General features: G+C 73.3%; 21 protein-coding genes and 2 pseudogenes. 9 read left to right on the forward strand and 14 right to left on the reverse strand.

Annotated features, from left to right (window positions below):
- Positions 1–137 precede the first annotated feature (137 nt).
- Complete coding sequence (locus ABZ318_RS12975) at positions 138–638, forward strand: hypothetical protein (RefSeq protein ID WP_030688984.1); 501 nt, start codon at positions 138–140, stop codon at positions 636–638.
- 17 nt (positions 639–655) lie between these two features.
- On the forward strand, positions 656–1,021 hold the full coding sequence (locus tag ABZ318_RS12980; protein ID WP_356902521.1) for an RNA-binding S4 domain-containing protein: 366 nt from the start codon (positions 656–658) through the stop codon (positions 1,019–1,021).
- 102 nt (positions 1,022–1,123) lie between these two features.
- Here the strand turns inward: ABZ318_RS12980 and ABZ318_RS12985 are convergent, their stop codons facing one another.
- The 3 genes from ABZ318_RS12985 to ABZ318_RS12995 form a co-directional block, all read right to left on the reverse strand.
- On the reverse strand, positions 1,124–3,322 hold the full coding sequence (locus ABZ318_RS12985; RefSeq protein ID WP_356902523.1) for a germacradienol/geosmin synthase: 2,199 nt from the start codon (positions 3,320–3,322) through the stop codon (positions 1,124–1,126).
- 159 nt (positions 3,323–3,481) lie between these two features.
- Complete coding sequence (locus tag ABZ318_RS12990; RefSeq protein ID WP_356902574.1) at positions 3,482–5,401, reverse strand: N-acetylmuramoyl-L-alanine amidase; 1,920 nt, start codon at positions 5,399–5,401, stop codon at positions 3,482–3,484.
- A 359-nt stretch (positions 5,402–5,760) separates the two neighbouring features.
- A complete protein-coding gene (locus ABZ318_RS12995) occupies positions 5,761–6,894 on the reverse strand; it encodes an aminoglycoside phosphotransferase family protein (protein ID WP_356902524.1) in 1,134 nt (377 codons plus the stop codon).
- A gap of 233 nt (positions 6,895–7,127) precedes the next feature.
- Between ABZ318_RS12995 and ABZ318_RS13000 the strand changes: the two genes are divergently transcribed.
- Positions 7,128–8,618: a hypothetical protein gene (locus ABZ318_RS13000; RefSeq protein WP_356902525.1), complete on the forward strand. Its 1,491-nt coding sequence runs from the start codon at positions 7,128–7,130 to the stop codon at positions 8,616–8,618.
- A gap of 230 nt (positions 8,619–8,848) precedes the next feature.
- Here ABZ318_RS13000 and ABZ318_RS13005 read toward each other — a convergent pair whose 3' ends face one another.
- Complete coding sequence (locus ABZ318_RS13005; protein ID WP_356902526.1) at positions 8,849–10,333, reverse strand: SpoIIE family protein phosphatase; 1,485 nt, start codon at positions 10,331–10,333, stop codon at positions 8,849–8,851.
- Between the two features lie 416 nt (positions 10,334–10,749).
- Here ABZ318_RS13005 and ABZ318_RS13010 point away from each other — a divergent pair, with 416 nt between their 5' ends.
- Complete coding sequence (locus ABZ318_RS13010) at positions 10,750–11,982, forward strand: hypothetical protein (protein ID WP_356902575.1); 1,233 nt, start codon at positions 10,750–10,752, stop codon at positions 11,980–11,982.
- Between the two features lie 62 nt (positions 11,983–12,044).
- Here the strand turns inward: ABZ318_RS13010 and ABZ318_RS13015 are convergent, their stop codons facing one another.
- The 5 genes and pseudogenes from ABZ318_RS13015 to ABZ318_RS13035 all read right to left on the reverse strand — a co-directional run bounded on the left by ABZ318_RS13015 (position 12,045) and on the right by ABZ318_RS13035 (position 16,234).
- A complete protein-coding gene (locus ABZ318_RS13015; RefSeq protein ID WP_356902527.1) occupies positions 12,045–12,311 on the reverse strand; it encodes a tetratricopeptide repeat protein in 267 nt (88 codons plus the stop codon).
- Between the two features lie 94 nt (positions 12,312–12,405).
- A pseudogene (locus tag ABZ318_RS13020) lies at positions 12,406–13,395 on the reverse strand (tetratricopeptide repeat protein); the annotation flags it as partial.
- 1,072 nt (positions 13,396–14,467) lie between these two features.
- Positions 14,468–15,082 (reverse strand): annotated as a pseudogene (locus ABZ318_RS13025) (caspase family protein); the annotation flags it as partial.
- A complete protein-coding gene (locus ABZ318_RS13030) occupies positions 15,057–15,473 on the reverse strand; it encodes a hypothetical protein (RefSeq protein ID WP_356902528.1) in 417 nt (138 codons plus the stop codon). The pseudogene ABZ318_RS13025 and the gene ABZ318_RS13030, both read right to left, overlap by 26 nt.
- A gap of 83 nt (positions 15,474–15,556) precedes the next feature.
- Positions 15,557–16,234: an NAD(P)-binding domain-containing protein gene (locus ABZ318_RS13035; RefSeq protein ID WP_356902529.1), complete on the reverse strand. Its 678-nt coding sequence runs from the start codon at positions 16,232–16,234 to the stop codon at positions 15,557–15,559.
- Between the two features lie 124 nt (positions 16,235–16,358).
- Here ABZ318_RS13035 and ABZ318_RS13040 point away from each other — a divergent pair, with 124 nt between their 5' ends.
- On the forward strand, positions 16,359–16,940 hold the full coding sequence (locus tag ABZ318_RS13040; RefSeq protein WP_356902530.1) for a GNAT family N-acetyltransferase: 582 nt from the start codon (positions 16,359–16,361) through the stop codon (positions 16,938–16,940).
- On the opposite strand, the gene ABZ318_RS13045 is transcribed toward ABZ318_RS13040, so the two are convergent.
- Positions 16,937–17,125 carry a YdeI/OmpD-associated family protein gene (locus ABZ318_RS13045; protein WP_356902531.1) on the reverse strand — a complete coding sequence of 63 codons (189 nt, stop codon included), beginning with the start codon at positions 17,123–17,125 and terminating at the stop codon, positions 16,937–16,939. The two genes, ABZ318_RS13040 and ABZ318_RS13045, sit on opposite strands and share 4 nt — an antisense overlap.
- Before the next feature lie 137 nt (positions 17,126–17,262).
- Between ABZ318_RS13045 and ABZ318_RS13050 the strand changes: the two genes are divergently transcribed.
- The gene (locus ABZ318_RS13050) at positions 17,263–18,201 is read left to right on the forward strand and encodes a carbohydrate kinase (protein WP_356902532.1); all 939 of its coding nucleotides are present in this window, start codon (positions 17,263–17,265) and stop codon (positions 18,199–18,201) included.
- Here the strand turns inward: ABZ318_RS13050 and ABZ318_RS13055 are convergent.
- The 3 genes from ABZ318_RS13055 to ABZ318_RS13065 form a co-directional block, all read right to left on the reverse strand.
- On the reverse strand, positions 18,179–19,459 hold the full coding sequence (locus ABZ318_RS13055) for a bifunctional GNAT family N-acetyltransferase/ATP-binding protein (protein ID WP_356902533.1): 1,281 nt from the start codon (positions 19,457–19,459) through the stop codon (positions 18,179–18,181). The genes ABZ318_RS13050 and ABZ318_RS13055 overlap by 23 nt on opposite strands.
- 182 nt (positions 19,460–19,641) lie before the next feature.
- Positions 19,642–19,998 (reverse strand): DUF805 domain-containing protein, encoded by a 357-nt coding sequence (locus tag ABZ318_RS13060; RefSeq protein ID WP_356902534.1) that lies wholly within the window; start codon positions 19,996–19,998, stop codon positions 19,642–19,644.
- Between the two features lie 216 nt (positions 19,999–20,214).
- Positions 20,215–20,574 carry an SPW repeat protein gene (locus ABZ318_RS13065; protein WP_356902535.1) on the reverse strand — a complete coding sequence of 120 codons (360 nt, stop codon included), beginning with the start codon at positions 20,572–20,574 and terminating at the stop codon, positions 20,215–20,217.
- Positions 20,575–20,970: 396 nt separating this feature from the next.
- Between ABZ318_RS13065 and ABZ318_RS13070 the strand changes: the two genes are divergently transcribed.
- A complete protein-coding gene (locus ABZ318_RS13070; RefSeq protein ID WP_356902536.1) occupies positions 20,971–21,342 on the forward strand; it encodes a cupin domain-containing protein in 372 nt (123 codons plus the stop codon).
- Between the two features lie 195 nt (positions 21,343–21,537).
- Here ABZ318_RS13070 and ABZ318_RS13075 read toward each other — a convergent pair whose 3' ends face one another.
- On the reverse strand, positions 21,538–21,903 hold the full coding sequence (locus tag ABZ318_RS13075) for a hypothetical protein (protein WP_356902537.1): 366 nt from the start codon (positions 21,901–21,903) through the stop codon (positions 21,538–21,540).
- 190 nt (positions 21,904–22,093) lie between these two features.
- On the opposite strand from ABZ318_RS13075, the gene ABZ318_RS13080 reads away from it, so the two are divergent.
- Both ABZ318_RS13080 and ABZ318_RS13085 read left to right on the forward strand, forming a co-directional pair.
- Positions 22,094–23,536: a carboxylesterase family protein gene (locus ABZ318_RS13080; RefSeq protein ID WP_356902538.1), complete on the forward strand. Its 1,443-nt coding sequence runs from the start codon at positions 22,094–22,096 to the stop codon at positions 23,534–23,536.
- Positions 23,537–23,842: 306 nt separating this feature from the next.
- Positions 23,843–24,535, forward strand: coding sequence for an RraA family protein (locus tag ABZ318_RS13085; RefSeq protein ID WP_356902576.1), 693 nt, complete (start codon positions 23,843–23,845; stop codon positions 24,533–24,535).
- Positions 24,536–24,617: the final 82 nt, after the last annotated feature.

Below are 24,617 nucleotides of genomic sequence, written 5' to 3' on the forward strand. Positions count from 1 at the left end.
GGACCGGGAGGTCTCGGGCCGGTTCGCCGCGTCGGATCGGCGGACCTCGGTCCGGCCGGCGGCCCCGGTGAGCGGCGTCGCCCCGGGGCGGCCGCCCGGCGCGTCGCGTCGTGCGCCGGGGCACGTACCATGGCCGTATGTCCTTCCTCCGCCGCCGCAGCGCCGCCACACCCGCGGGCCCGGACTTCGACGTCCTGGCCATGGATCCGGGGGACTGGCCCGGTAATCTCGGCGCCGGTCTGCTGCCCGCGCCCGACGGCTCCTGTCAGGGCGTGTTCCTCCGCTACGACCTGTTCGGCGGCCGCGGACCCGCGATGATCATCGGCAACCTCCCCGAGGGCTCCCCGGCGCGCGAGCTCGCCGACGGCCAGATCCCCTTCGAGGTGGCGCAGCTCCTCGCCGCCCTGGAAAACGACGAGCCGGTCGAGGTCCTCGACACCGAGGACATGCCCGTCATGCAGGGCGACAACCTCCTCATCGTGCGCCGCCTCAAGCTCTCCGAGAGCCGCATCTCCTGCGTCCAGTTCGACCGCAGCGACAACGTCCTCGTGACGATCGCCAGTTGGGACCGGCCGATCACCGACGACCTGTACGCGCTGCTCAAGCCGCTGCCCGCCGAGCTGTTCCAGCAGGGCTGACGGGGGAGTCGGGGCCGATGAGCGCGCGCGTCGACGCCTGGATCTGGGCGGTCCGCCTCACCAAGACCCGCTCCCAGGCCGCGGCCGCCTGCCGCGCCGGGCACGTCAAGGTCAACGGCGAGCGGGTCAAGCCCGCGCAGGCCGTGAAGCCCGGCGACGAGGTCCGGATCTTCCACGGCGGCCGGGAGCGGATCGTCGAGATCAGGGAGCTCCACACCAAGCGGGTCGGCCCGCCGGTCGCCGTGGAGGCGTACGTGGACAACAGCCCGCCCCCGCCGCCGCGCGAGCACGTCGCCGTCGCCGCCGTACGCGACCGGGGCGCGGGACGCCCCACCAAGCGCGAGCGCCGCGAGCTCGACGAACTGCGCGGCCGGCGCCCCTGAGGCGAGCCGGCAACGGGCGCCCCCCGCGACGCGTCGACAGGCGTGCCCCCGATCCGATGATCCGAAGGCCTCCGGGAACCCCCCGGAGGCCTTCGGCGTACGTCAGCGGGAGCCCGCGCCGAGCAGCTCCGAGATCCGCGCCGCCGAGGTGCCGAGACCCGTCGGTCCGCGCCGCAGCAGAGCGCTGCCGCTGCCCGCCCGCACGTCCTCCGCGCCGTAACGCCGCACCTTCCGGTGCCAGTTGAGGACGCCCGCGAGCCAGTCCTCCAGCTCCCGCAGATACGCCTCGAAGGCCTCCCGGCCCGCCGCGTCGAGCCCGAACTCCTCGTACAGCAGGGGGACCTCACGCTGCTTCAGGTTCTCGTACTGGCGCAGCCGCCCCCGCATCAGGTCGTCGACCATCGACACCGCGGTCGGGTAGTCGCAGTCGAAGAACTTCTGGAGCACCAGGACGCCGTTGTGCACCTCGCCCTCGACCTCGATCTCCTTCTGGTACGAGAAGAGGTCGTTGATGAGCGCCCCGTAGTCCATGACCGCGTTCTCCAGGCTGCGCACCGTCCCCGAGCGGAACAGCTCCGGCGGCAGCGTCACGTCCTGCCGCAGCCGGCACAGCAGCGTGGTCAGCTCGGAGCCGAAGGTGCTGCGGCGCATCTCGATGTAGTCGACCGGGTCGGGCACCCGGTGCTGCACCACGTTGTGCATCTCCCACATCCAGCTGTCGAGCATCACGTCGAGCGAGGCCCGCAGCTGGCTGCGCGCCGCGGGCGCCATCGTGGCGGCGGTCCGCTCCCAGACGTCGGCGAGCGCGCGCTCCAGCGGGTTCACCGCGTGCGCCGCGCCGGCCGCGGGTTCGTCGAGAGGCATGCACGCCTTGAGCCGGTCGGTCTGCTCCTTCGCGCCGGCCAGGCTGCCCGACCGTCCGAAGACGGCCGGATAGTAGTCGTCCGCGTAGGTTCCCCAGGTCAGCCAGTCGGCGCTGAGGCTCAGGTCTTCCAGGGAGGCGTCCGGATCGAGGCCCGCCGAGCACAGCGCGAGGTCGAAGCCCTCCGCCATGGGCCGGTCCCACAGGTCGTCGAGGAGGCCCATCCGCTCGGCCCAGTCCACGGTGTGCCGCCGCGCCGCCTCGTGGTGGGGGTTGATCGTGAGCGGGTACGGCAGGTCGAACTCGGGCAGCAGCGAGGGTCCCACGTGCTGGTGCGGCGCATGCGTGAACGCCCGGTGCCGGGCCGCCGCCGGCCGTCCGAACAGGGTCCGGACGTCGAGCGCGGAGGTGCCGATGATCCCGTCCAGGTGCGAGGGCCCGCCGACCATGCCCTCGTTCATGTAGCGGCTGGAGCGCATGTGCCACTCGTGACCGCCGGACTGCCAGTCCTGGAGCCCCTTCGCGTACGCCGCGACCGCTGCGCACTCGGCCGGAGTCAGCCCCTTCTCGGCGGCGAGCAGCGGCACTTCGGTGAGCGCGGTGTTCTCGAACTGCTGGACCCGCGAGGTCAGCAGGTCGTTGACGGCGTTCGCCGCCTCCTGGGTCGTGCAGCCGAGGAACCGCTCCAGGACGAGGACGCCGTTGCTGTTCTCGCCCTCCTCCTCCACCTCGCGCTGGTACGAGAAGAGGTCGTTGCGCAGGTGCACGGCGTCCGAGAAGGCGTCCCTGAGCACCCGCAGCGGCCGGGAGTACGCCACCTGGGCGGGGACCTCGGCCCCCGCCGCGTACTCCACGAGCCCGGCCGACCAGGGCGCGCCGCCCACCTTGCGGCGCATCTCGATGTACTCCAGGGGGTTGGCGACCCGGCCGTCGTTGATGTTGTCGAGCTCCCACAGGGACTCGTACAGCAGGTGCTCCGTCGCCTCCGCGAACCGCACCCGCCAGCCCTCGGACATCGACGGGACCGTCCGCCGCCAGAGGTCGGCGAGACCCGCCTCGACGGGGTTGGTCGGCTCGGGCATGCCGGTCGCCGGGTCCGCCGGCATGAACAGCGGGAGCCGGTCGAGGTACGCCTTGCTGCCGGCCCGGTCCTGGGTGCGCTTGAAGACCTCCAGGAAGTGGTCGTCGAAGAAGAAGACCCAGGTGTACCAGTCGGTGACGAGGTTCAGCGCCTCCTCGTCGCAGTCGGGATGGGTGTACGAGCAGAGCAGCGCGTAGTCGTGGGATGCGAGGTCGTGCTCCTCCCAGACCCCCGAGCCCTCCAGCATCCCCATCTCCCGCGCCCAGTCACGCGTGTGCGTGCGGGCGGCCTCCAGATGGGGATTGAGCCGTGCCGGATACGGAACATAGAAATCCGGCATAACGAAGGGCTGAGGCATTTCCTGGGGGGCCTTCCGGTGAGCTGGGGCGGTGACCGGCCCAGCCTTACCCGTCGTCCGGACGGCGCACGCGATCTCCCGAATAGTCGTATGAACGCCGAAGGGGTGGTGCCGGACCCCACTGCCGGCACCACCCCGCACCTTTCGGCCAGACCTCCGTCAGCCCTGGGAAACCCGCACGTCAGCGGCCTTCACAAAGGCCACCCGATGGCCGAACTGGATCTGGTAGTACTCCTCCTGACCCCGGACCACGGTGTGCCCGCTCGGATCGAACACCGGCGCGAAGTAGTACTCGCCCGGGGTGCTGCCCCCGACCACGTACCGCTGGCCCGCGAGCAGCCTGTACGGCAGCGGCGACACCGACTGCACCGGCACGCCCGCCGGATACGCCGAGGCCTCCGGATACGCCCGCCCGTACACCGGCACCTCCGCCAGACCCTCCCGGGGGGTGAGGACCCGCCCCCGCGCGTTCACCGCCGTCGGCTCCTCCACCGGGTTGAGGAACCACGCCTTCTGCCCGAGGTACCAGACCGCCGTCCAGTCCCCCCGCCGCTCCGCCACCGCGAAGCTCTGCCCGGTCGAGGCCCGCGCCCCCGTGTCGTTGACGCCCGTGGTGGAGGCCTGCCCACCCGGCCGCAGACCGATGTCCTTCACCAGGGGCGCGTCGGCGCTCGGCGCGGTGTACAGGCGCACCGCCCCGCTGCCGTGCGGCACACACGCCTGCCCCGCCGTCACACAGCCCGTGTAGACCGGCCGGTGGGACTCGTAGTCGGGCCGGATCGTCACCACGCCCGCGTGCGGACCGGCGCTCGGGGTGATCGGACGGCCGAGCAGCCGGAAGTAGTGCGCCCAGTCCCAGTACGGTCCCGGGTCCGTGTGCATGTTCTTGATCGTGGACGTCACCGTGCCCGGCACGTTGTCGTGACCCAGGACGTGCTGCCGGTCCAGCGGGATGTCGTACCGCGCGGCGACGTACCGCACCAGGCGCGCCGACGACCGGTACATCGCCTCCGTGTACCAGGAGTCCGGCGAGGTCAGGAAGCCCTCGTGCTCCAGGCCCACCGACTTGGCGTTCACGAACCAGTTCCCCGCGTGCCAGGCCACGTCCTTCAGCGGCACATGCTGGGCGATGTGCCCGTCGGAGGAGCGCAGCGAGTACTGCCAGGACACGTACGTCGGGTCCTGCACCAGCTTCAGGGTGGTCTTCCAGTCCGCCTCGGTGTCGTGGATCACGATGTAGTCGATCGACTGGGAGGCGGGCCGGTTCGCCTTGTCGTGGTTGCCGTAGTCGCCGTCGCCGAACTCCTCGTACGGCGCGGGGACCCACTCGCAGGCCACCGAGGCCGGGCACTCCACGGGCCCGGCGGCCGGCCGCCGCAGGCCCAGGGCCGACACCTGACCGGTGGCGGGCGCCACCGCCGGGTCGGCCGGCAGCGTCACCACCTGCCCGCTGTCCGTCGTCCGCGCCTCCCCGGTCCGGATCACGTCGAACACGTCGTTCGCGTACGTCGCCGCCGTCGCCGAGTCGTCCGCACCGGAGTACCGCGCCACCGCCCCGTACCAGTCGGCCGGGTCCGCGCTCGCCGGCAGACCGGCCTCGCGCTGCGCCGCCGCGAGCAGCGCCGCCCCGCCCTCGATGTTCGCGGCCGGCACGGTACGCAGCTCCTCGGCCGGGATCCCGGACAGCGCGGACGCCCGCTCCAGGGTCCGCAGCCGCTCCGGCAGCTCCTCGGGCTCCGGCAGCGGGGCCTCCGCGCCCATGCGGACCGGACGGGCGGAGTCGCCCCGGGCGTCCTCCTCGCCCTCCGAGTGGTGCGGGGTGGTCCGGGCCAGTGCCGTCGCCGTGTCCGTCAGGTGCATCGGCCCGTAGCCGCCGGTCACGCTGGGCGCACCGCCGTGGGTGTCCCACCGCGACTGCAGGTACGACACGGCGAGCAGCACGCTCTCGGGCACGCCGTGACGCTCGGCCGCCCGCGCGAACTGCCCCTGCAGGACACCCGCCTCGGGCACGTCGGCGCCGGCGGGCGGGGCGGCGGACAGCAGGGGAAGCAGCAGGGCGGCGGACGCCAGGGCGCCCACCGCCCCCGGCACACGGATCGGCGAAGGACGTCTGCGCGACGCGGAACGGAGCAAGGCAGCCTCCAGAGGCAGGGGGTGACACGGGGGCGTGCGGGGCCGAACCCGTACAGGGGTATCGGCTCCCGGACGTCCCGTCAATCGCACCCGCACAAAAGGAAGTTCCCACGTCAGGGCGGAAATGGAGGCCGTGCGGCGGAGTTTCGCCGAGACGGGTCCCGGGCCTGGGACGCGTCACTGGAGTGAACCAATGGAGGGGGTTCTCGTGGAGAGGCACGGACAAGCCGGTGCGCCGCGTCCCGGTGTGTCGGCACCGGGCTCACGGCGCACCACGCCCCCGTGTGGTCGGCCGGACCCGCCCTTCAGCGCGTCCCGACCGCCGCGCGCACGGCCCGCCGTGCCATGGCGCAGTCGTCGTGCAGCCGCCTCAGCAGCAGCCGCTGTTCCTCGCCGGGCGCGAGCGCCCCCGAGGGCACCGGCACCGAACCGGCCGGCGGAGCCTCCTTCATGGTGCGCTGCACCGCCGTCTCGTAGGTACGGATCTCCCGCGTCAGCACGATCATCAGGTTCACCAGGAAGGCGTCCCGGGAGGCCGGGCCCGCCTGCTGGGCGAGCTGGCTGATCTGGCGCCGGGCCAGCGGCGCGTCACCGAGCACCGCCCACAGGGTCGCCAGGTCGTAGCCGGGCAGGTACCAGCCCGCGTGCTCCCAGTCGACGAGCACGGGCCCTGCGGGGGAGAGCAGGATGTTGGAGAGCAGGGCGTCGCCGTGACAGAACTGGCCCATGCCCTGACGGCCGCCCGCGTGCGCCAGACCGTGCAGCAGCTTCTGCAGGTCGTCCCGGTCCCGGTCCGTGAAGAGCCCGAGCTCGTGGTAGCGGGCGATCCGGGCGCCGTAGTCCAGCGGCGCGTCGAAGGTCCCGGCCGGCGGCCGCCAGGCGTTGAGCCGGGCGATCGCACCGAGCGCGGCCCGCACGTCGGCCCGCGGCGGAGCCTCGACGGGGTGGCGCGAGAGCGCCGCCGCACGCCCGGGCATCCGCTCGATCACCAGCGTGCAGTTCTCCGGATCCGCGGCGATCAGCCGCGGCGCCCGCACCGGAGGACGGTGGCGGACGAAGGAGCGGTAGGACGCTATCTCGTGCCGGAACCGCTCGACCCAGGCGGGGGAGTGGTCCAGTAAACACTTCGCGACCGCCGTCGTCCGCCCGGTCGTCCCGACGATCAGTACGGAACGGCCGCTGCGCCGCAGCACCTGCACCGGGTTGAACTCCGGGCAGATCCGGTGGACCGACGCGATCGCCATCTTCAGCTGCGCCCCCTGGGGGCCGGACAGATCGATTCTCCCGCTGAGCGGCTGGGTACCGGTGCCGCCCGCCCAGCGCCTCGGCCGGACGGCCTGGGGGGCGGGGGCGGGGACGAGGTACGGTCCGGCGCCTGCCGGGACGATGCGGTGCTGCGGCCGGGGCGGGGCGGACACGGAGGACGATGCTGTGTACATGGAGGTGACAGATCCCTTCGTGCGCCGACGAGTTGCGTGCGTCGCCCCGCCCGCCCCCGGTCCGCACCCTGGGGAATGAGGGCCGGTCGGCGGGGCGGGGTGGCGCGTTCCTACCTGACACCCGATCGCGGGTGGCGGAACATCCAGCGCACCCTGGCGAACCCTGGCGAATTGTCGCCAGGCCTATGACAGGGGGTTACTGTCAACTCAGCCGAGAACCTGGGGGCTTAGACGTGACCGGAGAAACCAACACCCGCCTGGCAGACCTGTTCGGCCTGGCCGGCTGGTCCAAGGGCGAACTCGCGAGGCTCGTCAACCGGCAGGCGGCGGCCATGGGCCACCCCCAGCTGGCGACCGACACCTCGCGGGTGCGGCGGTGGATCGACCGGGGCGAGACCCCGCGCGATCCCGTCCCCCGGGTGCTGGCAGCACTGTTCACCGAGCGACTCGGCCGTGTCGTGACCATCGAGGACCTCGGGTTCGTACGACACGGGCGTGCCGGAAAGAAGCAGGACGTCAGGAAGACGGAGAACCCTGACGGGCTGCCCTGGCCCCCCGATCGTGCGGCGGCGGTCCTCACCGAATTCACGGGAATGGACCTCATGCTCAACCGACGCGGCCTGGTGGGCGCGGGTGCCGCGCTTGCCGCCGGCTCCGTACTCAGCAACGCCATGCACGACTGGCTGCAGACCGACCCCGCACGCAAGGGCGTCGCCCAGCGGGCCACCGATCCCCTCCACGCCGACCCCGCCGGGTTCGACCGCTACGAGGCCGCCCCCATCGGGTCGGAGGAGATCGAGGCCCTGGAGCACTCCGTGGTGGTGTTCCGTGCCTGGGACGCCTCGCGGGGCGGCGGCCTCCAGCGCAAGGCGGTCGTGGGCCAGCTCAACGAGGTGGGCGGCATGCTCGCCTACCGCCACGCCGACCACCTCCAGCGGCGCCTGTGGGGCGTCGCCGCCAACCTCGCCGTCCTCGCGGGCTGGATGTCCCACGACGTCGGCCTCGAACCGACGGCGCAGAAGTACTTCGTCATCGCCGCCCACGCGGCCCGCGAGGGCGGCGACCGGCCCCGGGCCGGCGAGGCGCTGTCCCGGGCCGCCCGCCAGATGGTCCACCTGGGCCGGCCCGACGACGCCCTCGACCTGATGAAGCTCGCCAAGGTGGGCTCGGGCGAGCGGGTGCTGCCCCGCACGCAGGCCATGTTCCACACCATCGAGGCCTGGGCGCAGGCCTCCATGGGGCGGGGACAGGCCATGCGGCGGACCCTCGGCGAGGCCGAGGACCTCTTCGTCTCCGACACGGGCGAGGAGAAGCCGGACTGGATGCAGAACTTCGACGAGGCCGACATGCACGGCATGCAGGCCCTCGCCTACCGCACCCTCGCCGAGCACGACCCGGCCGCGGCGATCCCCGCGCAGCGCCACGCCAAGCTGGCCCTCGAACTGCGGAGCGGCGGGCACGAGCGGTCGAAGCTCTTCGACCGCATCTCGCTCGCCTCGGCCTGCTTCATCGCCGACGACCCGGAGCAGGCCGACCGGTACGCCCGGCTCGCCCTCATGTCCATGGGGGACACCTCGTCCCACCGGACCTGGGACCGGCTGCGGGAGATGTACCGGCTCACCGGTCAGTACGCGGGCTACTCGAGCATCGAGACCCTGCGCGAGGAGATCGAACTGGCCCTCCCCCGGTCACCCGTCAACCGCCCCAGGGTCGGGCAGGCCTGAGCCTCCCCGTCCTGCGGGACGGGAAGGCTCGGGAAGGGCTCGTCAGGCGGGTGCGGGGAGAGCTCGGGAAGGGCTCGTCAGCGAGTGCGACGAGGGCTCGGAAGGCTCGTCGGCAGGCGGTCCCAGCTCCGGCGCGGGTGGTCCGAGTACCGGCGCGCGGGTGGTCCGAGTACCGACGCGGGTTGCCCGAGTACGACGCGCGGGTGGCCCGGGTTCCGGCCCGGGTGGTCTCAGCTCCGGCGGGCGACCCGGACCACCATCACGCAGGCGTCGTCCTCGCGCGGCTCCTCGCCGAACTCCTCCACCACCGCGCGCACGCCGTCCTGTGCGTCCCGTGCCTCCGCGAGCCGGGGGCCGAGGGCGAGCAGCCGTCGCGTGCCCGTGTCGTCGTCCGGTTCACCGCCGCGGGTCAGCCCGTCGGTGTGCAGGACCAGCAGGTCGCCCGGGAGCAGCCGGGTCTCGGCCTCGCCGTAGGCGGCGCCGGTCGTCGCCCCGAGCAGCATGCCCTCGGGCCGTCGGAGCGCGTGCCCCGTCCCGCCGCGGAAGAGCAGCGGGGCGGGGTGGCCGGCCTGCGCCCAGGCCAGGGTCTGGGCCACCGGGTCGTAGCGGCAGCACATCGCGCTGCCGAGCGCGGGCTGTACGGAGGTCTCCAGGAGCTGGTTGAGGTGGCCCATCAGCGCGGCGGGCCGGATGCCGGCGACGGCCATGCCGCGCAGCGCGCCGAGGAGCATGGCCATGGAGGAGGTCGCGGCGACCCCGTGGCCCGTCAGGTCGCCGACGGTCAGCAGCGCGTCCCCGTCGGGGAGGGCGAGCGCGTCGTACCAGTCGCCGCCGATCAGACCGGTGCTGGCGGCCGGCAGGTAGTGCGCGGCCACGTCGAGCGGGGCGGGGCCGTCGTGGGCGAAGCGGAGCGAGCCGCGCCAGGGCGGGAGGACCGTCTCCTGCAGCTCGACGGCGACCCGCCGCTCGGTGAGCTCGATGTGGCGGCTGCGCTCCAGGCTGTCCCGGCTCTCGCGGACCGCCCGCTCGCTGCGCCGCAGCTCGCTGACGTCGCGCAGGACGGCCCACATGGAGGCGGTGCAGCCGTCGGTGTCGAGCACGGGTTCGCCGGTCATGTGCACCGTGCGCACCCGGCCGTCGGTCCGTACGATCCGGAACTCGCCGTCGATCGGCTTCCCGTCGATCAGGCAGCCCGTCACCATGCTCTGCAGGACGGGCTGGTCCTCGGCGAAGACCATCGTGGGCATCTCGTCGAGTGACATCGGACCGCTCTCGGGGAGCCGTCCGAAGATCTGGAACAGCTCGTCGGACCAGCTGACCTCGTCGGTGAGCAGGTTCCACTCGGCGCTGCCGACCCGGGAGAGCAGCGAGCCGGTCCGGGGCGGGTCGGCCGCGCCGTACGCCGTGCCGGGGGCGGTCGCGAGCGCGGTGTCGACGACGGCGTCGATGTCCCCGGTCTCGTCCTCCGGGGCCGCGCTCACCGGGACCCCGGCCCGGAGCTGGCCCAAGTGGGCGCCCAGGTCGTCGAGTTGGTGCACCGCCAGGTCGCACAGGGCCCGCTGCCACCGCTGCCGGGGATCGTCCTCGTCCGCCACGGCGTCCCGGCGGACGGCATCCACCTCGCCGCGCAGGCGGCGGGTCTGTGAGATCAGCGCGTCCACCGCGCCCGGCTCCGGCGGCTGGGCGGGGCGGTCCGCGAACAGATGGGACGGCATGTCGTACTCCGATACAGGCGCGGCGCGGCCAGGTGTGGAAGGAGGCCCGCAGACGACTGTCGCACAGCCCGGGACGGCCCGTAAGGGATTTGGCAACACTCGATCCGGTGGTGCTTCTGACATATGCCAAAGGCCCGGCGATTATCGGACAGGGCGCGACCCGTTACGGTGCTGGGGTGGTGAACGACGACGGAAACGGCACGGTGGGCGCGGGGACGACGGTCACGGGCGGGGTGGTCGCGGGCGGTTCGGACATGCGTACGGAGGTGGAGGCGGGGATGTCGAACGGCCTTGTCCCCGGCGTTCGGGCATCGGGCGCGAGCGCCGGTGCCGTGACGGGCGGTTCGGCCGTGACGGGCGGTTCGGGCGTGGCGGCGGGCGGTTCGGGCACGCGTACGGAAGCGGGCGCGGGGGCCATGAGCGCGGTCGGCACCGCCGTCCTGCTCGCGGCCGCGCCCGCCGGCCGGGGCCGCGCGATGGACGCCGCTTCGGTGCTGCCGGCGCTCGCCGCCGTACCGCCCGGGGTCCTCACCGGCACCACGGCCGCCACGGTCGTCGAACTCGCCGATCCGCTCGACCCGCAGACCGTCCTCACCCGCCTCCGCGCGGCGGCCGCGAGCCCCGGCCCCCTGGTCGTCTGCCTCGCGGGCCAGCTCCACCTCGACCGCCGCCAGCAACTGCCCCACCTCGCCCTCGCCCGCACCACGCCGGCGACCCTCCGCTACACCGCGCTGCCCTGGCACTGGCTCGCCGGCGAACTCGGCGTCCGGCCGCCCGGCAGCACGACCGTCGTCGCGGACCTCGCGGCCGACCCGGACGTCTGGCAGCGCCTCACCGCCGCGCCCGGGCTGCTGCACCTGGGGCCCGGCCCCCTTCTCTACGGGCGCGTGGTGCCCGCCCCGCGCAGGGGCGAGCCCACGACCCCCGAGTACCTGCGCGCCTGGGCCGAACTCTGGCGCTCCGGAGCCAGGTTGACGGCGGCCGCGGCACACGCGGAGGCCGCCGCGCGGGCGGTGACGGTGGCACCCGCACCGGAACCGGTCTTCCTCACACCCGGGCTCGCACCTCCACCGGCACCCGTTCCCGCGGCGCACCCGGCACCCCCGGCGGCGACCCGCCCCGCGCCCGCCCCCGTACCTCCGCCCGTGCTCGTACCTCCGCCCGTGACCGTGACCCGCCCCGCGCCCCTGCCCGTGACGCCTCCGGCGCCCGTGCCCGCCGGTGCGGGCGGGCCGGTGGCCGGGGAGGACCCGCACCCCGCGATCCTCGCCGCCGCCATGGCCGGGCGGCACGGGGAGGCGGCGGCGGTGGCGGCCGCCTGGGAGCACGAGGCCCTGCGCCGCCACGGACCCCGGTCGATGGAGGCCGTGCACTGGACGGAGGTACGGGCCGACCTCGCCCGCCTCGCCGGGGAACCGGCCCGCAGCTGCGAACTCTGGCTCGCCGCCGCCGAGGCCCGGCTCGGACTGGGTCAGCGGACGGACGACCCCGACGTCGAAGGGGCCGTCGACCGGGCCCACCACCAGTGGGAGCAGATCGGCGACCCCGACCGCGCCCGCGCCCTCGGCCCCACCCTGATCGGCCTCCGCCGACGGGTCCCGGGCCGCCGGCCCGGCGCACTGGCCGCGCTCACCCGCCGCATGGGCTGACGGCACCGGACAGGAGCGGCCGGCGGCCGGCCCCTCCGTACGCCACCCGCTGTGGCCGCCGCTCACCCCGTGGGCGTCTCGAAGTCCCAGTAGGGGCGGATGCGCTGTCGCACGGAAACGGTGTGAGGGTGCTGGATTCCCAGGGTGCGCGTGAAGGCGAGGAGAGCCTTCTCCTCCAGCTCCTCGGCCTCGACGGTCTGTCGCAGAGCGTGTAGGTCGGCGGCGAGCGCGGCCTGACAGGTGAGGGGCAAGGGGTGTTCGTGGCCGAGGGCCTGCTGTGCCCGGCGCAGGGCGTCCCGGCTGAGTTCGGCGGCGTACTCGGCCTGCACCGCGGCGGCGGCACAGGAGCAGCTGCGCGTGGGCCTGAAGGGTCTGCGGGTGCGAAGGACCCAGGACCTGGACGTGCAGGCGGAAGGTGGACTCCTGGCGGGCCAGGGCGTCCCGGTAGCGGCCGAGCAGGCGCAGGTCCTGGGCGACGGCGCTGCTGATCCTGAGCGTGGTGGGGTGCCGGGGAAGGAACGCGCGCTCGCTGCGCGCGAGCGCGGCGGCGTGGTGTTCGTGGGCGTCCTGATAGCGGCCGAGCAGTCGGCGGCCCAGGCCGAGGTTGTGGCGGGCCGTGAGCGTGACGAGGTCGGTGTGGCCGAGCAGCCGCTGGGCCTGGTCCAGTGCCTGGCCCTGGAGATGGTCGGCCTCGACGTACCGGCCGAGACGGCGCAGATCGCCGGCGAGGGCGTCGTCGCAGACCACGAGCCCGAGTTCGTCGAGGGGTTCGCCCTGTCCGAGCTGGTCCCGCAGGGCGAGGTCGAGTCGGTGCGCGTCGTGGAACCGTCCCACGGCGCGCAGGAGTTCGCCTTCCCAGATGGCCAGGTCGATCATGGACTGGGCAAGCGGATGCATGAACCCGCTCCAGCTGGAGCGGATCGCCTCCGCGAGGCCGAGCCCGGTCTCGTACTCGCCACTGTGCGCGCAGTACCGCAGGCAGTTGAGGACGGTCCTCTGGATGCGGGGGCCACGGGCGGCGAGGGCGGCGGAGGCATCCAGGTGGGGTACGAGCTCGGCGTAGCGGGGCCAGTTCCGGCTGTCCACGGGATCGCCCGGGTCCGCCGCGGAGAGCAGGGTGCGGACCGCGTTGCGGTACGCGTCCCGGCGGGGGCCGTCGGTGAGTCCGAGGACGATGTCGTGCACCAGCCGGTGCATGCGCACGGATTCCCCGGCGATGCCGTCTTCGGAGGCGGTGCCGGGTGTCTCCCGGGTGAGCAGCGAGTAGTCGGTCAGTGTCTGCAGTGCCCGGTCCCACTCCGTGGGGTCGGAGTCCATCCACCGCAGCTCTTCGGGCAGATCGACCTGACGGTGGGCACGGACGAGACCGAGCGGAATGCGGCCGTGGCCGAAGGCCACACAGAGGTGGAGCATGTCGACGGCGTGGGGGTGTGACGCGCGGACAGGACCTCGGTCTGCTCCCGCCAGGTGCGGTTCCGGGAGGTGATGAGGACGTGGCCGGGGCCCTGCGGCACCATCTCGTCGAGACCGTCGGTGCTGTCCCAGCCGTCGAAGACCACGAGCCAGCGCCCGTGAGGGTGGCCACGATGGAGGGCTTCCCGGACGGCGCGGATCCGTTCGTCGGGATCGCTGCCGACGGGGAGCTCCAGTGCGACGGCGAGTTCGCCGAAGCGGGCGGGGTGTCCGGGAAGCGGACAGTCGGACCCGTCACGACGCGGCGGTCACCTGAGTGGCGGGGTTCGATGCCCAGCCTCTTCAGGAGCCGGGCCTCGGCCTCCTCCTCACCGACGGCCCAGAGGCTGACGGGATCCAGCACCGCGGTCGCGGGGAGCAGGTCCCGGTTGGTGAGGCTGACGGCGGCGAAGCGCTCGGCGTGCTCCGCGACGAAGCCGCGCAGGACGTCGTTCCACTCACCCGCGGGGCGTGGGCCGAGGTCGAAGAACCAGTCGTCGAGCAGGAAGGGAACCCGGCCGCCGGCGAGCAGCAGGTCCCCGAGGGAGTCCCTCAGGGGCACCTCACGCGGAGGGGCCCACCGCTGCAAGGAGGTGCTGCGGCCGTTCACGTCGATCCGCTGGGCGATCCAGGCTGCCCAGGCCCGTCGGTATCCGGCGTGGACGACCGTGATGTGCCCGCCGTCTCCGGAGCCCGCCGCCGGCGATTCCACGGGCTCGGGCGACTCCTCGCTCCGTGCCGGCCGTGCCCGCTCCCGGAGGAGGGCGACTTTCTCCTGGAGTTCGACGCTGTGGTGTTCGAGCAGCGCGACACGTTGCTCCGTCGCGAGGAGCGCTTCCCGCAGTTCGGTCAGCTGCCGGGTCAGCGTCCTGCTCCATGCCGAATCCGCCCTGCTGTAAGCGGCGATCGTGACCCAGGCGAGCTCGGCCAGCGCGTTCTGTCCGAACTGGTGGGGTTCGGGGGAACCCCGCTCGACGAGCATCGAGCGGGTCGCCTGCCACACGGTGTTGAGGGTCAGCTCGGGCCCGGCCGTCGGCACACCCTTTTCGAGGACGTCGATCAGAGCGCCGGTGAAATCCGGATAGGGCCGGCCGTCGTGGGCGAAGGCCAGCTGGGTGCTGGAGGCCGAGGTCAGCAGGTACGTTCCCTCGACCGCCGCCTCTTCGGCGATCTCCGACCGCGTGATGTCCTGGTGCCCCATGCTGCCCGCCAGGCCGCTGTAGCAGCAGTCGAGCAGCACGATGCGCCGACGGGCCCGGTGACCGGCCGCAAGCATCTGGCGTACGTCGCCGAAGGCGATGCTGCCGATCTGCAGGTGTTCGTCGTCGGCGTTCGCCAAGGCCAGATGGAGCTGTTGCCCGCCGCGGTCGCGCAGTCCGTGCCCTGCGAAGTACAGCAGCAGCGTGTCCGACGTGGCCCTCGCCGCCTGCTTGATCGACGCGAGGACGTCGTCGCGCCCCGCCTGGGCACCGAAGACCTCGATGTTGCGCTGATGGAGGCCCCAGACCGAGGGATCCTGCAGGAGCTGCGCCAGGCGGTCACGCCCTCGGGCGACGGGTTCGAGGGAGGGCAGGTTCCGGTACTGGTCGACACCGATCAGTACGGCGCGGCTCGTCACCGGGTCAGGAAGCGTCACCGACGTCTCCACCCTCGACCGGACCCGGGGCCTCCTGAGGCGAGGCCAAGAGCTCGGTGAGCCGGGCCGCCGCCTCGGGGGACGCGTCCGTCAGGGTGATCCGGGTGTCACCGCGTTCGATGATCACAGAAGCCGATTGCCGGCGCCGGGGCAGCGAAGCCCGGAACGCCATGTGCGCGTAGACGAGTCCGGCGGTCGAGAAGCCCGATCCCAACAGGAGCTGGATCCACTCCAGGGCGTCTCCGCTCATCGCCCCGGGGACATGGCCCGCCTCGCTCCGCAGGCGGGAGATCCGTGCGTCGCGCGCCACGGCGCGGTCTTCGACGAGCCAGTCGTGCAGCGCCTGCGTGAGCTCGTTGCTCTCGTCGTGTTCCGCGGACACCACCCGAAGCCGAATCTCCATGCCGTCCCCCCCCAGTCGGTCACCCTGCAGGAAGATCAGGAAGATTCTGCACGCCGCGCGCGCCCCACGAACCTCGGTTCCCCCTAGGCTCCGGCCGCGCCCCCGAGTGCCGTCGGGAGCACGACCCGGATGCCGAACTCGTACGTGCCCGTCGCCCGTGCGATGGCGACGAAGAGGTCGGCGAAGTGCTCCTGGCCCCGGGCCGTGGTGATGCCGCCGAGGTCGAGGACCGAGTCGTCGGACCAGCCCAGATCGGTGAGCAGGCCCCGCACCGCCTTCTTCGCGTCCGCGTCCTCGCCCGAGAGGAACACGGTGCTCGGCCCCTCGAGGGAATCCGGCGCGACCATCACGCCTCGGTCGACGGTGGAGAACGTCTTCACCACGCGCGTGTCCGGGAACGCCTGCTGGATCTCCTCGCCGAGACTGACGACCGGATGGGACAGCGTGCCGTCCTTCAGGAAGCCGACGGCGACGTCCAGCAGGACCTTCCCGGCGAGCGCCGGTGCTCCGATCCTGTCGAGCAGGGCCACGGAGGCCGTGCCCGGGGTGGCGTTCACCAGCACGTCGCCGTGCTCGGCGGCCGTCGCCGAGCCCTCGACCCGTACGCCCTCCGCGACGAGCCCCTCCAGCTCCGCCAGAAGCTCCGGGTCCCTTGGCCGTCGCGATCCGACGACCACGTCATGGCCGGCCCGCGCCCACGCCGACGCGAGTGCCTTGCCCACATGCCCTGTACCGAGGATTCCTATACGCATGCGGATCATCCTGTCGCCCCCGCCCCGCCCCGCACCTCGGCCCGGGGACCCCACCGCCGTCGGCCTCTCGTCCTAGGCCGGGAGCCGGGGAATCCCGGCCGACCCGGCTCCGAGGGACTGCGATGATGGAGGCATGTCCACCGTCCCGGCCCCGGCCCCCTCTCCCGTCCCGGGGGAGCGGCTGCCGCTCGTCACCGAGCGGCTGGTCCTGCGGCCCGTCCGGAGCGCCGACGTGCCGGCCGTGACGCGGCTGTGGACCGACCCCCGGGTGCGCCACCATCTCGGCGGTCCCGTCATCGACTCCGTCGTCCGGATCCGGCAGCGGCGGATCGTGGGGGCGCCCGGTTTCCACGCGGTGGTCCGGGTCGAGGACGGCGTCCTGCTCGGCCTCGTCACGGTGGAGGACGGAGCGCGGAACGGGGAGACGGAAGTCTCGTACCAGTTCCTGCCCGAGCACTGGGGGCAGGGGTACGCGCGCGAGGCCGTCGGCGCGGTCGTCACCCGGGTCCTGGAGGGCACGCCGAGCGTGCTCGCGCTCACGCAGGAGGCGAACGCCCCCTCGCGGCGGCTCCTGGAGGCCCTCGGCTTCGCGCACGCGGAGTCCTTCGTGGAGTGGGACGCCCGCCAGGTGCTCTACCGGCGGCACGCCCGGGGAGCGTCCCGTCGGCCGGGCCGGGCGTCGCGAGCCCGGCCCGACCGAGAAGACCCCGCCTAGACTTTCCGCGGCGGCTCTCCCGCCGCCGGCGCGGGCACCGCCCGTTCCAGCCGCCCCGCCCGGGACTTCGCGGCGCGGGCCTGCCAGAGGACGAGGATCATCAGGCGGTGGTCGGTCCTGCTCAGGGTCCCGAAGGCCTCCGCGGCCCCCGGTTCGGCGGCCGCGAGCCCCTCGACCGTCTCCACCGGACACCTCTTCCCCGCCGTCGGACGTCCTTGGGGCCGGCATGGGGACAGTGCCGGAAGCCGGGCGGCGCCCCGTACGATCTGCGGAGCGTCCACCAGGGCACCCGTGTCCAGGTTTCCCCGAGGAGCTCCGACCCATGTCCTTCCTGGTGATCGGCGAGTGCGTCGCCGACATCGTCCGCGCCCCCGCCGGCTCCGGCGCGGCCGACCGCGTCCACCCGGGCGGCAGCCCCGCCAACGTCGCCTACGGCCTCGCCCGCCTCGGCCGGGACGTCGGCCTGCTCACCCAGCTCGCCGACGATCCCGCCGGGCGGCTGATCGCGGACCACCTGAAGGGCGCGGGGGTACGGGTGGAGATCGGCGGCGTTCCCGTACGCACCCCGTCGGCGGTCGTCGGACTCGACGCGCACGGCCGGGCCACGTACGCCTTCGACATCGCCTGGACGCTGGAGACCGGCGCGCCGCCGGCCGAGGTGCCCGCCCATGTGCACATCGGCTCGATCGCCGCCGTCACCGCTCCCGGCGCGGCCACCGTCCTCGCCGAGGTCGAGCGGCTCCGCGACCGGGCCACGGTCAGCTACGACCCGAACGTGCGGCCGGCGCTGATGGGGGAGCGCGCCGCCGCCGTCACCCGCGTCGAGCGCTGCGTCGCGCTCAGCGACCTGGTGAAGGCGAGCGACGAGGACCTGGCCTGGCTGTACCCCGGCGAGGACCCGCGGACGGTCGCCGCCCGCTGGCTGACCCTCGGCCCGGTCGTCGTCCTGGTCACCCGGGGCGCGGCGGGATCGCTCGCCTTCACCGAGCGGGAGACGGTCGGGACGGAAGCGCCGCCGGTCACGGTCGTCGACACGGTCGGCGCCGGCGACTCGTTCATGTCGGCCGTTCTCGACACCCTCGCCGGGTGGGAGCGGGAGACCCTCGCCGGGCTCGGCACCGAGTGCCTCACGAGGCTGCTGCGGAGGGCGACCACCGCGGCGGCCGTCACCGTCTCCCGGGCCGGCGCCCAGCCGCCCGACCGGGCCGAACTGGACGCGGCCGGGGAGCGGTTCGCCCTCAGGTGCGGGCGTGTGTCGTGATGTCCGAGGCGAACTGCTCGACCATCTCCGGCGTGACCGTCGGCCGGCACTCGGCGATGGCCTCCAGATAGTCCGCGGTGCTCGCGCCGGGCGCCGGGTCGTCCCCGCCGACCGCGACCAGGTCCCGCTCGAAGGAGGCCTGGGCGGCGATCCGCGCCGCGTGCTCGATGTCGGCGGGGGTGAACAGCTCGCTCGCGAGCACCAGTTCGTCGATGTCGACCTCCGGCCGCCCGTCGGTGTAGCGGGACCAGATCGCGGCCCGCGCCGCCTTGTCCGGCGTACCGATCGGGATGAGGTAGTCGAACCGGCCGGGCCGCAGGAACGCCGGGTCGAGGGAGCGGATCGAGTTGGTCGCGCAGACGAGCAGCCGCTCGTCGCGCTCCCGGAAGCCCGGTATCAGCTTCAGGAGTTCGTTCGTCACCCCGTGCATGCCGCCGGGCTGGGCGGGCTCCGAGCGGACCGGGGCGATCTCCTCGACCTCGTCGATGAAGACCAGGACCCGCTCCAGCTCGGCGATCCGCGCGAACGCGGACCGCAGGGCGGCGGCGAGGTTCCCCTCGTCGGCGAGGCGGGAGGGCAGGATCTCCACGAAGGGCCAGCCGAGCCGGGAGGCGATGCCCCGCGCGAACGTGGTCTTCCCGGTGCCGGGCGGGCCGAACAGGCAGACCGCGCGCGGCGGCCGCACCCCGTGCCGGGTGGCCCGCTCGGGCTCGGCCAGCGGCAGCACCACCCGGCGCTCGATCAGGTCCTTCTCCCGCTCCATGCCGGCGACCTTCGCCCACAGGTCGCCGGGGAGGAGCCGGCCGCCCAGGTCGTCGAGGAGCCCGGCGGCGGGGCCGTGCAGCGGCTCCACCTTCTCGAAGTACGCGACGGCGGGCTGGCGCGTGTACCCGGCGTTCAGCAGGCCCTCGCCGAGGAGTTCCTCCTCCGGCAGGACGTACGCGATGCGTCCGACGCGCGCCGCGACGAGCCGTCGCTCCAGCTCCACGAGCAGGGCGCTGGCGAGGCCGCGGCCTCGCCAGGCCGAGGAGATCGCGATCCGCATGACCCAGGCCCGCTCGCCGGAGACGCAGGCGAGCGCCGCCCCGATGGGGACGCCCTGGTGCACGGCGACCACGGCCGGCTGACGGGAGGTGAGGGCGCCGATGCACTCGGCGAGCGAGAAGACGGACTCCTGCCCGAGCTCGGCGGTGGTGTCGATCAGATGGACGACGGCGGCGAGATCGCTCTCGCGGTAGTCGTGGATGTGCCAGTTCACCGGTGGTACCGCCCCTCGTTCGTGCTGTTGCGGCGAGGCTAGGCGGGGCGGTGGGGCCGGGGCCTGCGCCACCGTGCACAAGGCGGCGCGGTCCATCACTCCGTACCGGCTCTATGCACGCGGTTCCGGAAAGCGCGAAACCCCCGGAAGCGCCGCTTCCGGGGGTTTCGGCGAAGGGACCGTCAGTAGGCCGTGGCCAGCTTCGGGTTCGGGCCGTGCGCGTTCTGGTGCTGCTCGCCCTCGGAGGCGAAGAAGACGATCAGGATGATGCCGCCGACCAGCGGGACCAGGCCGATGAGGAGCCACCAGCCGGAGCGGCCGGTGTCGTGCAGGCGGCGGATGGACACGCCCAGGTACGGCAGGAACACGGCCAGGGCGTAGATGCCGGTCAGCGCCGGGTAGATGCCGAGCGCCGAATCGACGATCGCGAGGACGATGACCGCGATGACGTTGAACAGGTAGAACATCCAGAATTCCTGACGGCGCGCCCGGCCGTTGAACACCGCGTACTTCTTGAGAACTTCGAGGTACCAGTTCACTTTGTCCCCCCAAGGACTGGGTATGCGAGCGGGAGCCTGTCCCTGTGGAGCAAGCTTTACGCAGAACTTATGTGGCTGAAACCACGTGGGTCAATTCGTTACCTGGTGGTTGCCGTTCAGGCACGGAACGCGGTGAACGGCGGCACCTCCGAAAGAGGAGATGCCGCCGTTCGGGGAGAGGGTCGACGAGAGTCCTGGGGGTGGGGGGTCAGAACGTCACGTCCTCCTCTTGGACATGAGCAGCCCGCCGGCCACGAGGGCGAACAGGCAGACGCACGCGCCGGTGATCACGTTGCTGAGGACCGCGCCGGTATCGGGGTGCCGCGAGACCACCCAGGGGGAGACGATCAGCCATGCGCCCATCAGCAGGACGACGAAGTTCAGGTCCTGCGACCGCTCGGGGACCATCGACATACACAGTCCGAGCACCGCGAGGGAGATGCCGACGATCAGGTTGCTGATGGCGAGTTCCGGTCGGGCGGCGGAGAAGTGGACCGTCCACGCGGAGATCGCGGCGTACACGCCGGCGAGGATCACGAGCTCCTCGACGGCCGCGACACCTCTGGTCTGGAGCATGCGGGCATATCGGTCCCGCATTTCCGGCGCGTCGGGGTGTCCCGCGATATCACCGTGACGGTGAGAGACGTCGGCCATGTGACTCGCCTCCTTCTGGCGTCGTGCATGTCTGGCCGCACTGCGGCAATCGGGCCGCTGCTTCATTGTGCGCTTATCTGGCCTTTATGTGTAGGTCTGCCCGATAAAGGATGTGTACAGAAAAGCGGTGATCGACATGAGGGGATCCGCCAAGGGTATTTCTGTTCAACAAAAGTTCAACGCAAAGCCGATCCGTTCCTCGTGTCGACGTGCGCGGTGCCGACAGGTGTGTCGCTCCCACCCGGTGGCCCGTGCCGCCCCGGCGTAGCCTGGAAGTGGACTCGGGGACCGGATCTTTCCCACCGCCGGGAGTGCGCGATGGCCGGCATCGTACGAAAGAGCTTCGACTCAGCGGACGAGACGCGTCCCTTCGAGGACGGCAAGGGCAGGCTCGACCTGATCAACGGCGACGGCGGCTCGGTGGGCCGGGCCGTCTTCGAGCCGGGCTGGCAGTGGTCCAAGCACATCAAGCCCATCGCCGGCACCGACAGCTGTCAGGCGTCGCACATCGGGTACGTGGTCAGCGGCCGGATGAAGGTCGTCATGGACGACGGCGAGACGACGGAGTTCGGCGCGGGCGACTACATGGAGGTCAAGCCCGGACACGACGCCTGGGTCCTCGGCGACGAGCCCTGCGTGGCCATCGACTGGACGGGTTTCACGGACTACGCCATGCCGTCGTCCTCCTGACGGACTCCCTGCCCCGAGCCGCGCCCCGGAAGCCCTCCGGGGCGCGACCGGCGCCGGACACCCGTGCCTGCGCGGCCACCGGGCGACGTCGCCGCCGGAGGGCGGGCGCGGCACTGCGCCCGAGGCGGTCTTCGCGACACCCGTGGAGTCCTCGGGGGTCCCCGCCGGGGCCGGCGCGCATTGTCCGGGCGGGCCCTATTCGTAGGCGTCGGTGACGCAGTCGGCGGCGCAGCGCCAGTGCTCGAACCTCTGACGGAGCACCGCCGCCGCGTGCCACCGCTCCACCTCCGCACGGCCGTACCGCTCCTCGGCCGTCCGCATCACCGCCCCGACGGTGACGATCGCCGGCTCGCCCTCGCCGGCGGACCGGCGGGCCTCCGCGATCACGTGGTCGGCCGCTCGCCGGAGGTCCCGGGCGTACTCCCGCCGGGCTACGGACCGCGCCCGGGAGGCGGCGAACGGCCGCACGGCCCGCCCCTTCCAGACCACCCCGGCGGCCATGACGGCGGCCCCGGACAGGAACCAGAGCGTCCACCCCACGGCTCCGGCGTCCCACTTCATCGCCCCGCCGCCTTTCCCCCGGGCCCGAGGGCCTCCGCCGAGCCTCCGATTCTAGGGCGCCTCCTTCGCGCCCCGCCCGGGGTGGAGTCCGGGTGTCGGCTGCCGCGGCAGGGGGAATTGACACGTGTAAGTGCACGGTGACACGCTCCTTCCCCGGCCCCATGTGCCCGCGCAGAAGGAGCAGCGCCCCATGAGCACCACCGTCACCACCGCCCGAGGACCCGTGCGCGGCGAGCGCCGCGCGGACGGCAGCCTGCGTTTCCTCGGCGTCCCGTACGCGCAGCCGCCCGTCGGCGATCTCCGCTTCGCGGCCCCCGTCCCGCCCGAGCCCTGGTCGGAGCCGCTGGACGCGACGGCGTACGGGCCGACGGCCCAGCGCCGGCCGTTCGCGGAGGTCACGACGATCCCGGAGCCGTCGATCCCGGGCGCCGGGGTGCTGAACCTGAACGTCTTCACGCCGGCCGCGGACCCGGAGGCCGGCCTGCCGGTGCTGGTCTGGATCCACGGCGGCGGGTACGTGGCGGGTTCGGCGGCGAGCCCCTGGTACGACGGGGCCGCGTTCAACCGGGACGGCGTCGTGCTCGTCTCGGTCGGCTACCGCCTCGGGATCGAGGGCTTCCTGCACCTGGAGGGCGCGCCGGACAACCGGGGCGTACGGGACTGGATCGCGGCCCTGGAGTGGGTGCGGGAGAACATCACGGCCTTCGGCGGCGACCCCGCGAAGGTCACGATCGCCGGCCAGTCGGCGGGCGGCGGCGCCGTGCAGACGCTGCTCGCGGTCCCCTCGGCGCGGGGCCTGTTCCGGGGCGCGCTCTCCGTCTCGGGCGCGGTCATGCGGCCCGACGGCCCCGAGGTCGCCCGCGCCGCGGCCCGGCTGTTCACCTCCCGCACCGGCGTCCCGGCGACCGTCGCCGCCCTGCGGGACCTGACCGACGACGAACTCCTCGACCTCCAGGACCGCATGTCCGCGTCGGGCCCGGACCGCGAGGGCCTGCCGCCGATGCTGGCCCTCGCCCCCTTCGCCGACGGCGAGCTGCTCCCCGTACCCGTCCTGGACGCCCTGACGACGGGGGATGCCGGCGCGGACGTACCGCTGATGCTCGGCTTCACCGAGGACGAGTTCACGATGATCCCGCCGCCCGGCCCCGGCGCCCCGCCACTGCCCGTCCTCCTCGGCGGGCTCGGTCTGGACCCCGGCAGGGCCGGCACCTTCACCGAGGCGTACGCGGCGGGCGGCGAGGAGCGGTACTTCGGCCAGGCGCTGACGGACACGCTCTTCCGCGCCCCGAACCTCGCCGTCGCGGACGCCCGCGCCGCCCGCGAACGCCCCACCTGGTTCTACGAGTTCCGCTGGCGTTCGCCGGCCGCCGGCCTCGCCTTCCACTGCCTGGACCTGCCCTTCGCCTTCGACCTCCTCGACGCCGAGGGCGTCGCGGCCGCCGCCGGGGGCGAGCCGCCGCGCGCGCTCGCCGACGCCCTGCACCAGGCATGGGTCGCGTTCGTCACCGACCAGGACCCGGGCGCCGACTGGCCGCGCTACACCGCCGCGGAGCGCGCCACGAGGATCTGGGACACGGAGCCCGGGATCGCCGCGGACCCCCTCCAGCAGGTCCGCGCGCTCTGGCTCGACTGACCGGAACGGCCCTTCCGGGCCGCGCCGACCGCCGGGACCGCCCTTTCGGAGGGGCGTCGAAGGAAGTGGCCGACTCCGCAGTGATATATGGATGGTTGCCCATGTGTCACTGCGTGGACGGGGTTCCGACTCGGTGGAAGGCGGGAAGCGATGCGTGAGGTGTCCCAGCCGGCGACCGAGGGGATTCCGGAGGGCGGCGGAGCTCGCCGCGTGCCCCCGGCGGCGGGCCGACCCCACTGCCACCCGCTCACCCCACCGCCCCACGCTCAGTCCATCGCCCCCGCCACGGACGGATCGGAACGCCAGATGATCAAGGACTTCGCCGACCTCTCCACGCCGCTGATCGCCGACGCCTGCGTACGGCTCGGGGAACCGCTGCGGGCCGCGCCCGCCGGGATCCTGCCCGTCGTCGCCGGGCAGCGCGTCGCCGGCCGGGTACTGCCCGCCCGCCACTACGGAAGTGTCGACGTCTTCCTGGAGGCCCTCACGCACGCCGCGCCCGGGGACGTCCTCGTCATCGACAACGCGGGCCGCCGCGACGAGGCCTGCATCGGCGACCTCGCCGTCCTGGAGGCGGAAGCGGCGGGCGTCGCCGGGGTCGTCGTCTGGGGCCTGCACCGGGACACCCCGGACCTGATCGAGATCGGCCTGCCCGTCTTCTCGTACGGACGCCACGCGCCCGGCCCCGTCCGTCTCGACGACCAGGACCCGGACGCGCTGACCACCGCACGGTTCGGCGACCACGAGGCGACCGCCGCCGACGTGGTCTTCGGCGACGACGACGGTGTGCTCTTCGTGACGGCCGACCGCGTGGACGCCGTCCTGGAAACCGCCCGGGCCCTCTTCCGCACCGAGCGGGAACAGGCCCGCCGGATCCGGGCGGGGGAGACCCTGCGCGCCCAGACCCGCTTCGACGCGTACCTCGCCGGCCGCGCCGAGGACCCCTCGTACACCTTCCGCCGCCACCTGCGCCGGATCGGCGGCGCGATCGAGGAGTGACCGCGCCGCCCCAGGCTCAGCCCTCGAAGCCGTCCGCGCCGCCCCAGGTCCAGCCCTCGAAGCCGACCGTGTCGCCCGCGGT

Source organism: Streptomyces sp. NPDC006197 (assembly GCF_040613865.1).
Classification (GTDB): domain Bacteria; phylum Actinomycetota; class Actinomycetes; order Streptomycetales; family Streptomycetaceae; genus Streptomyces.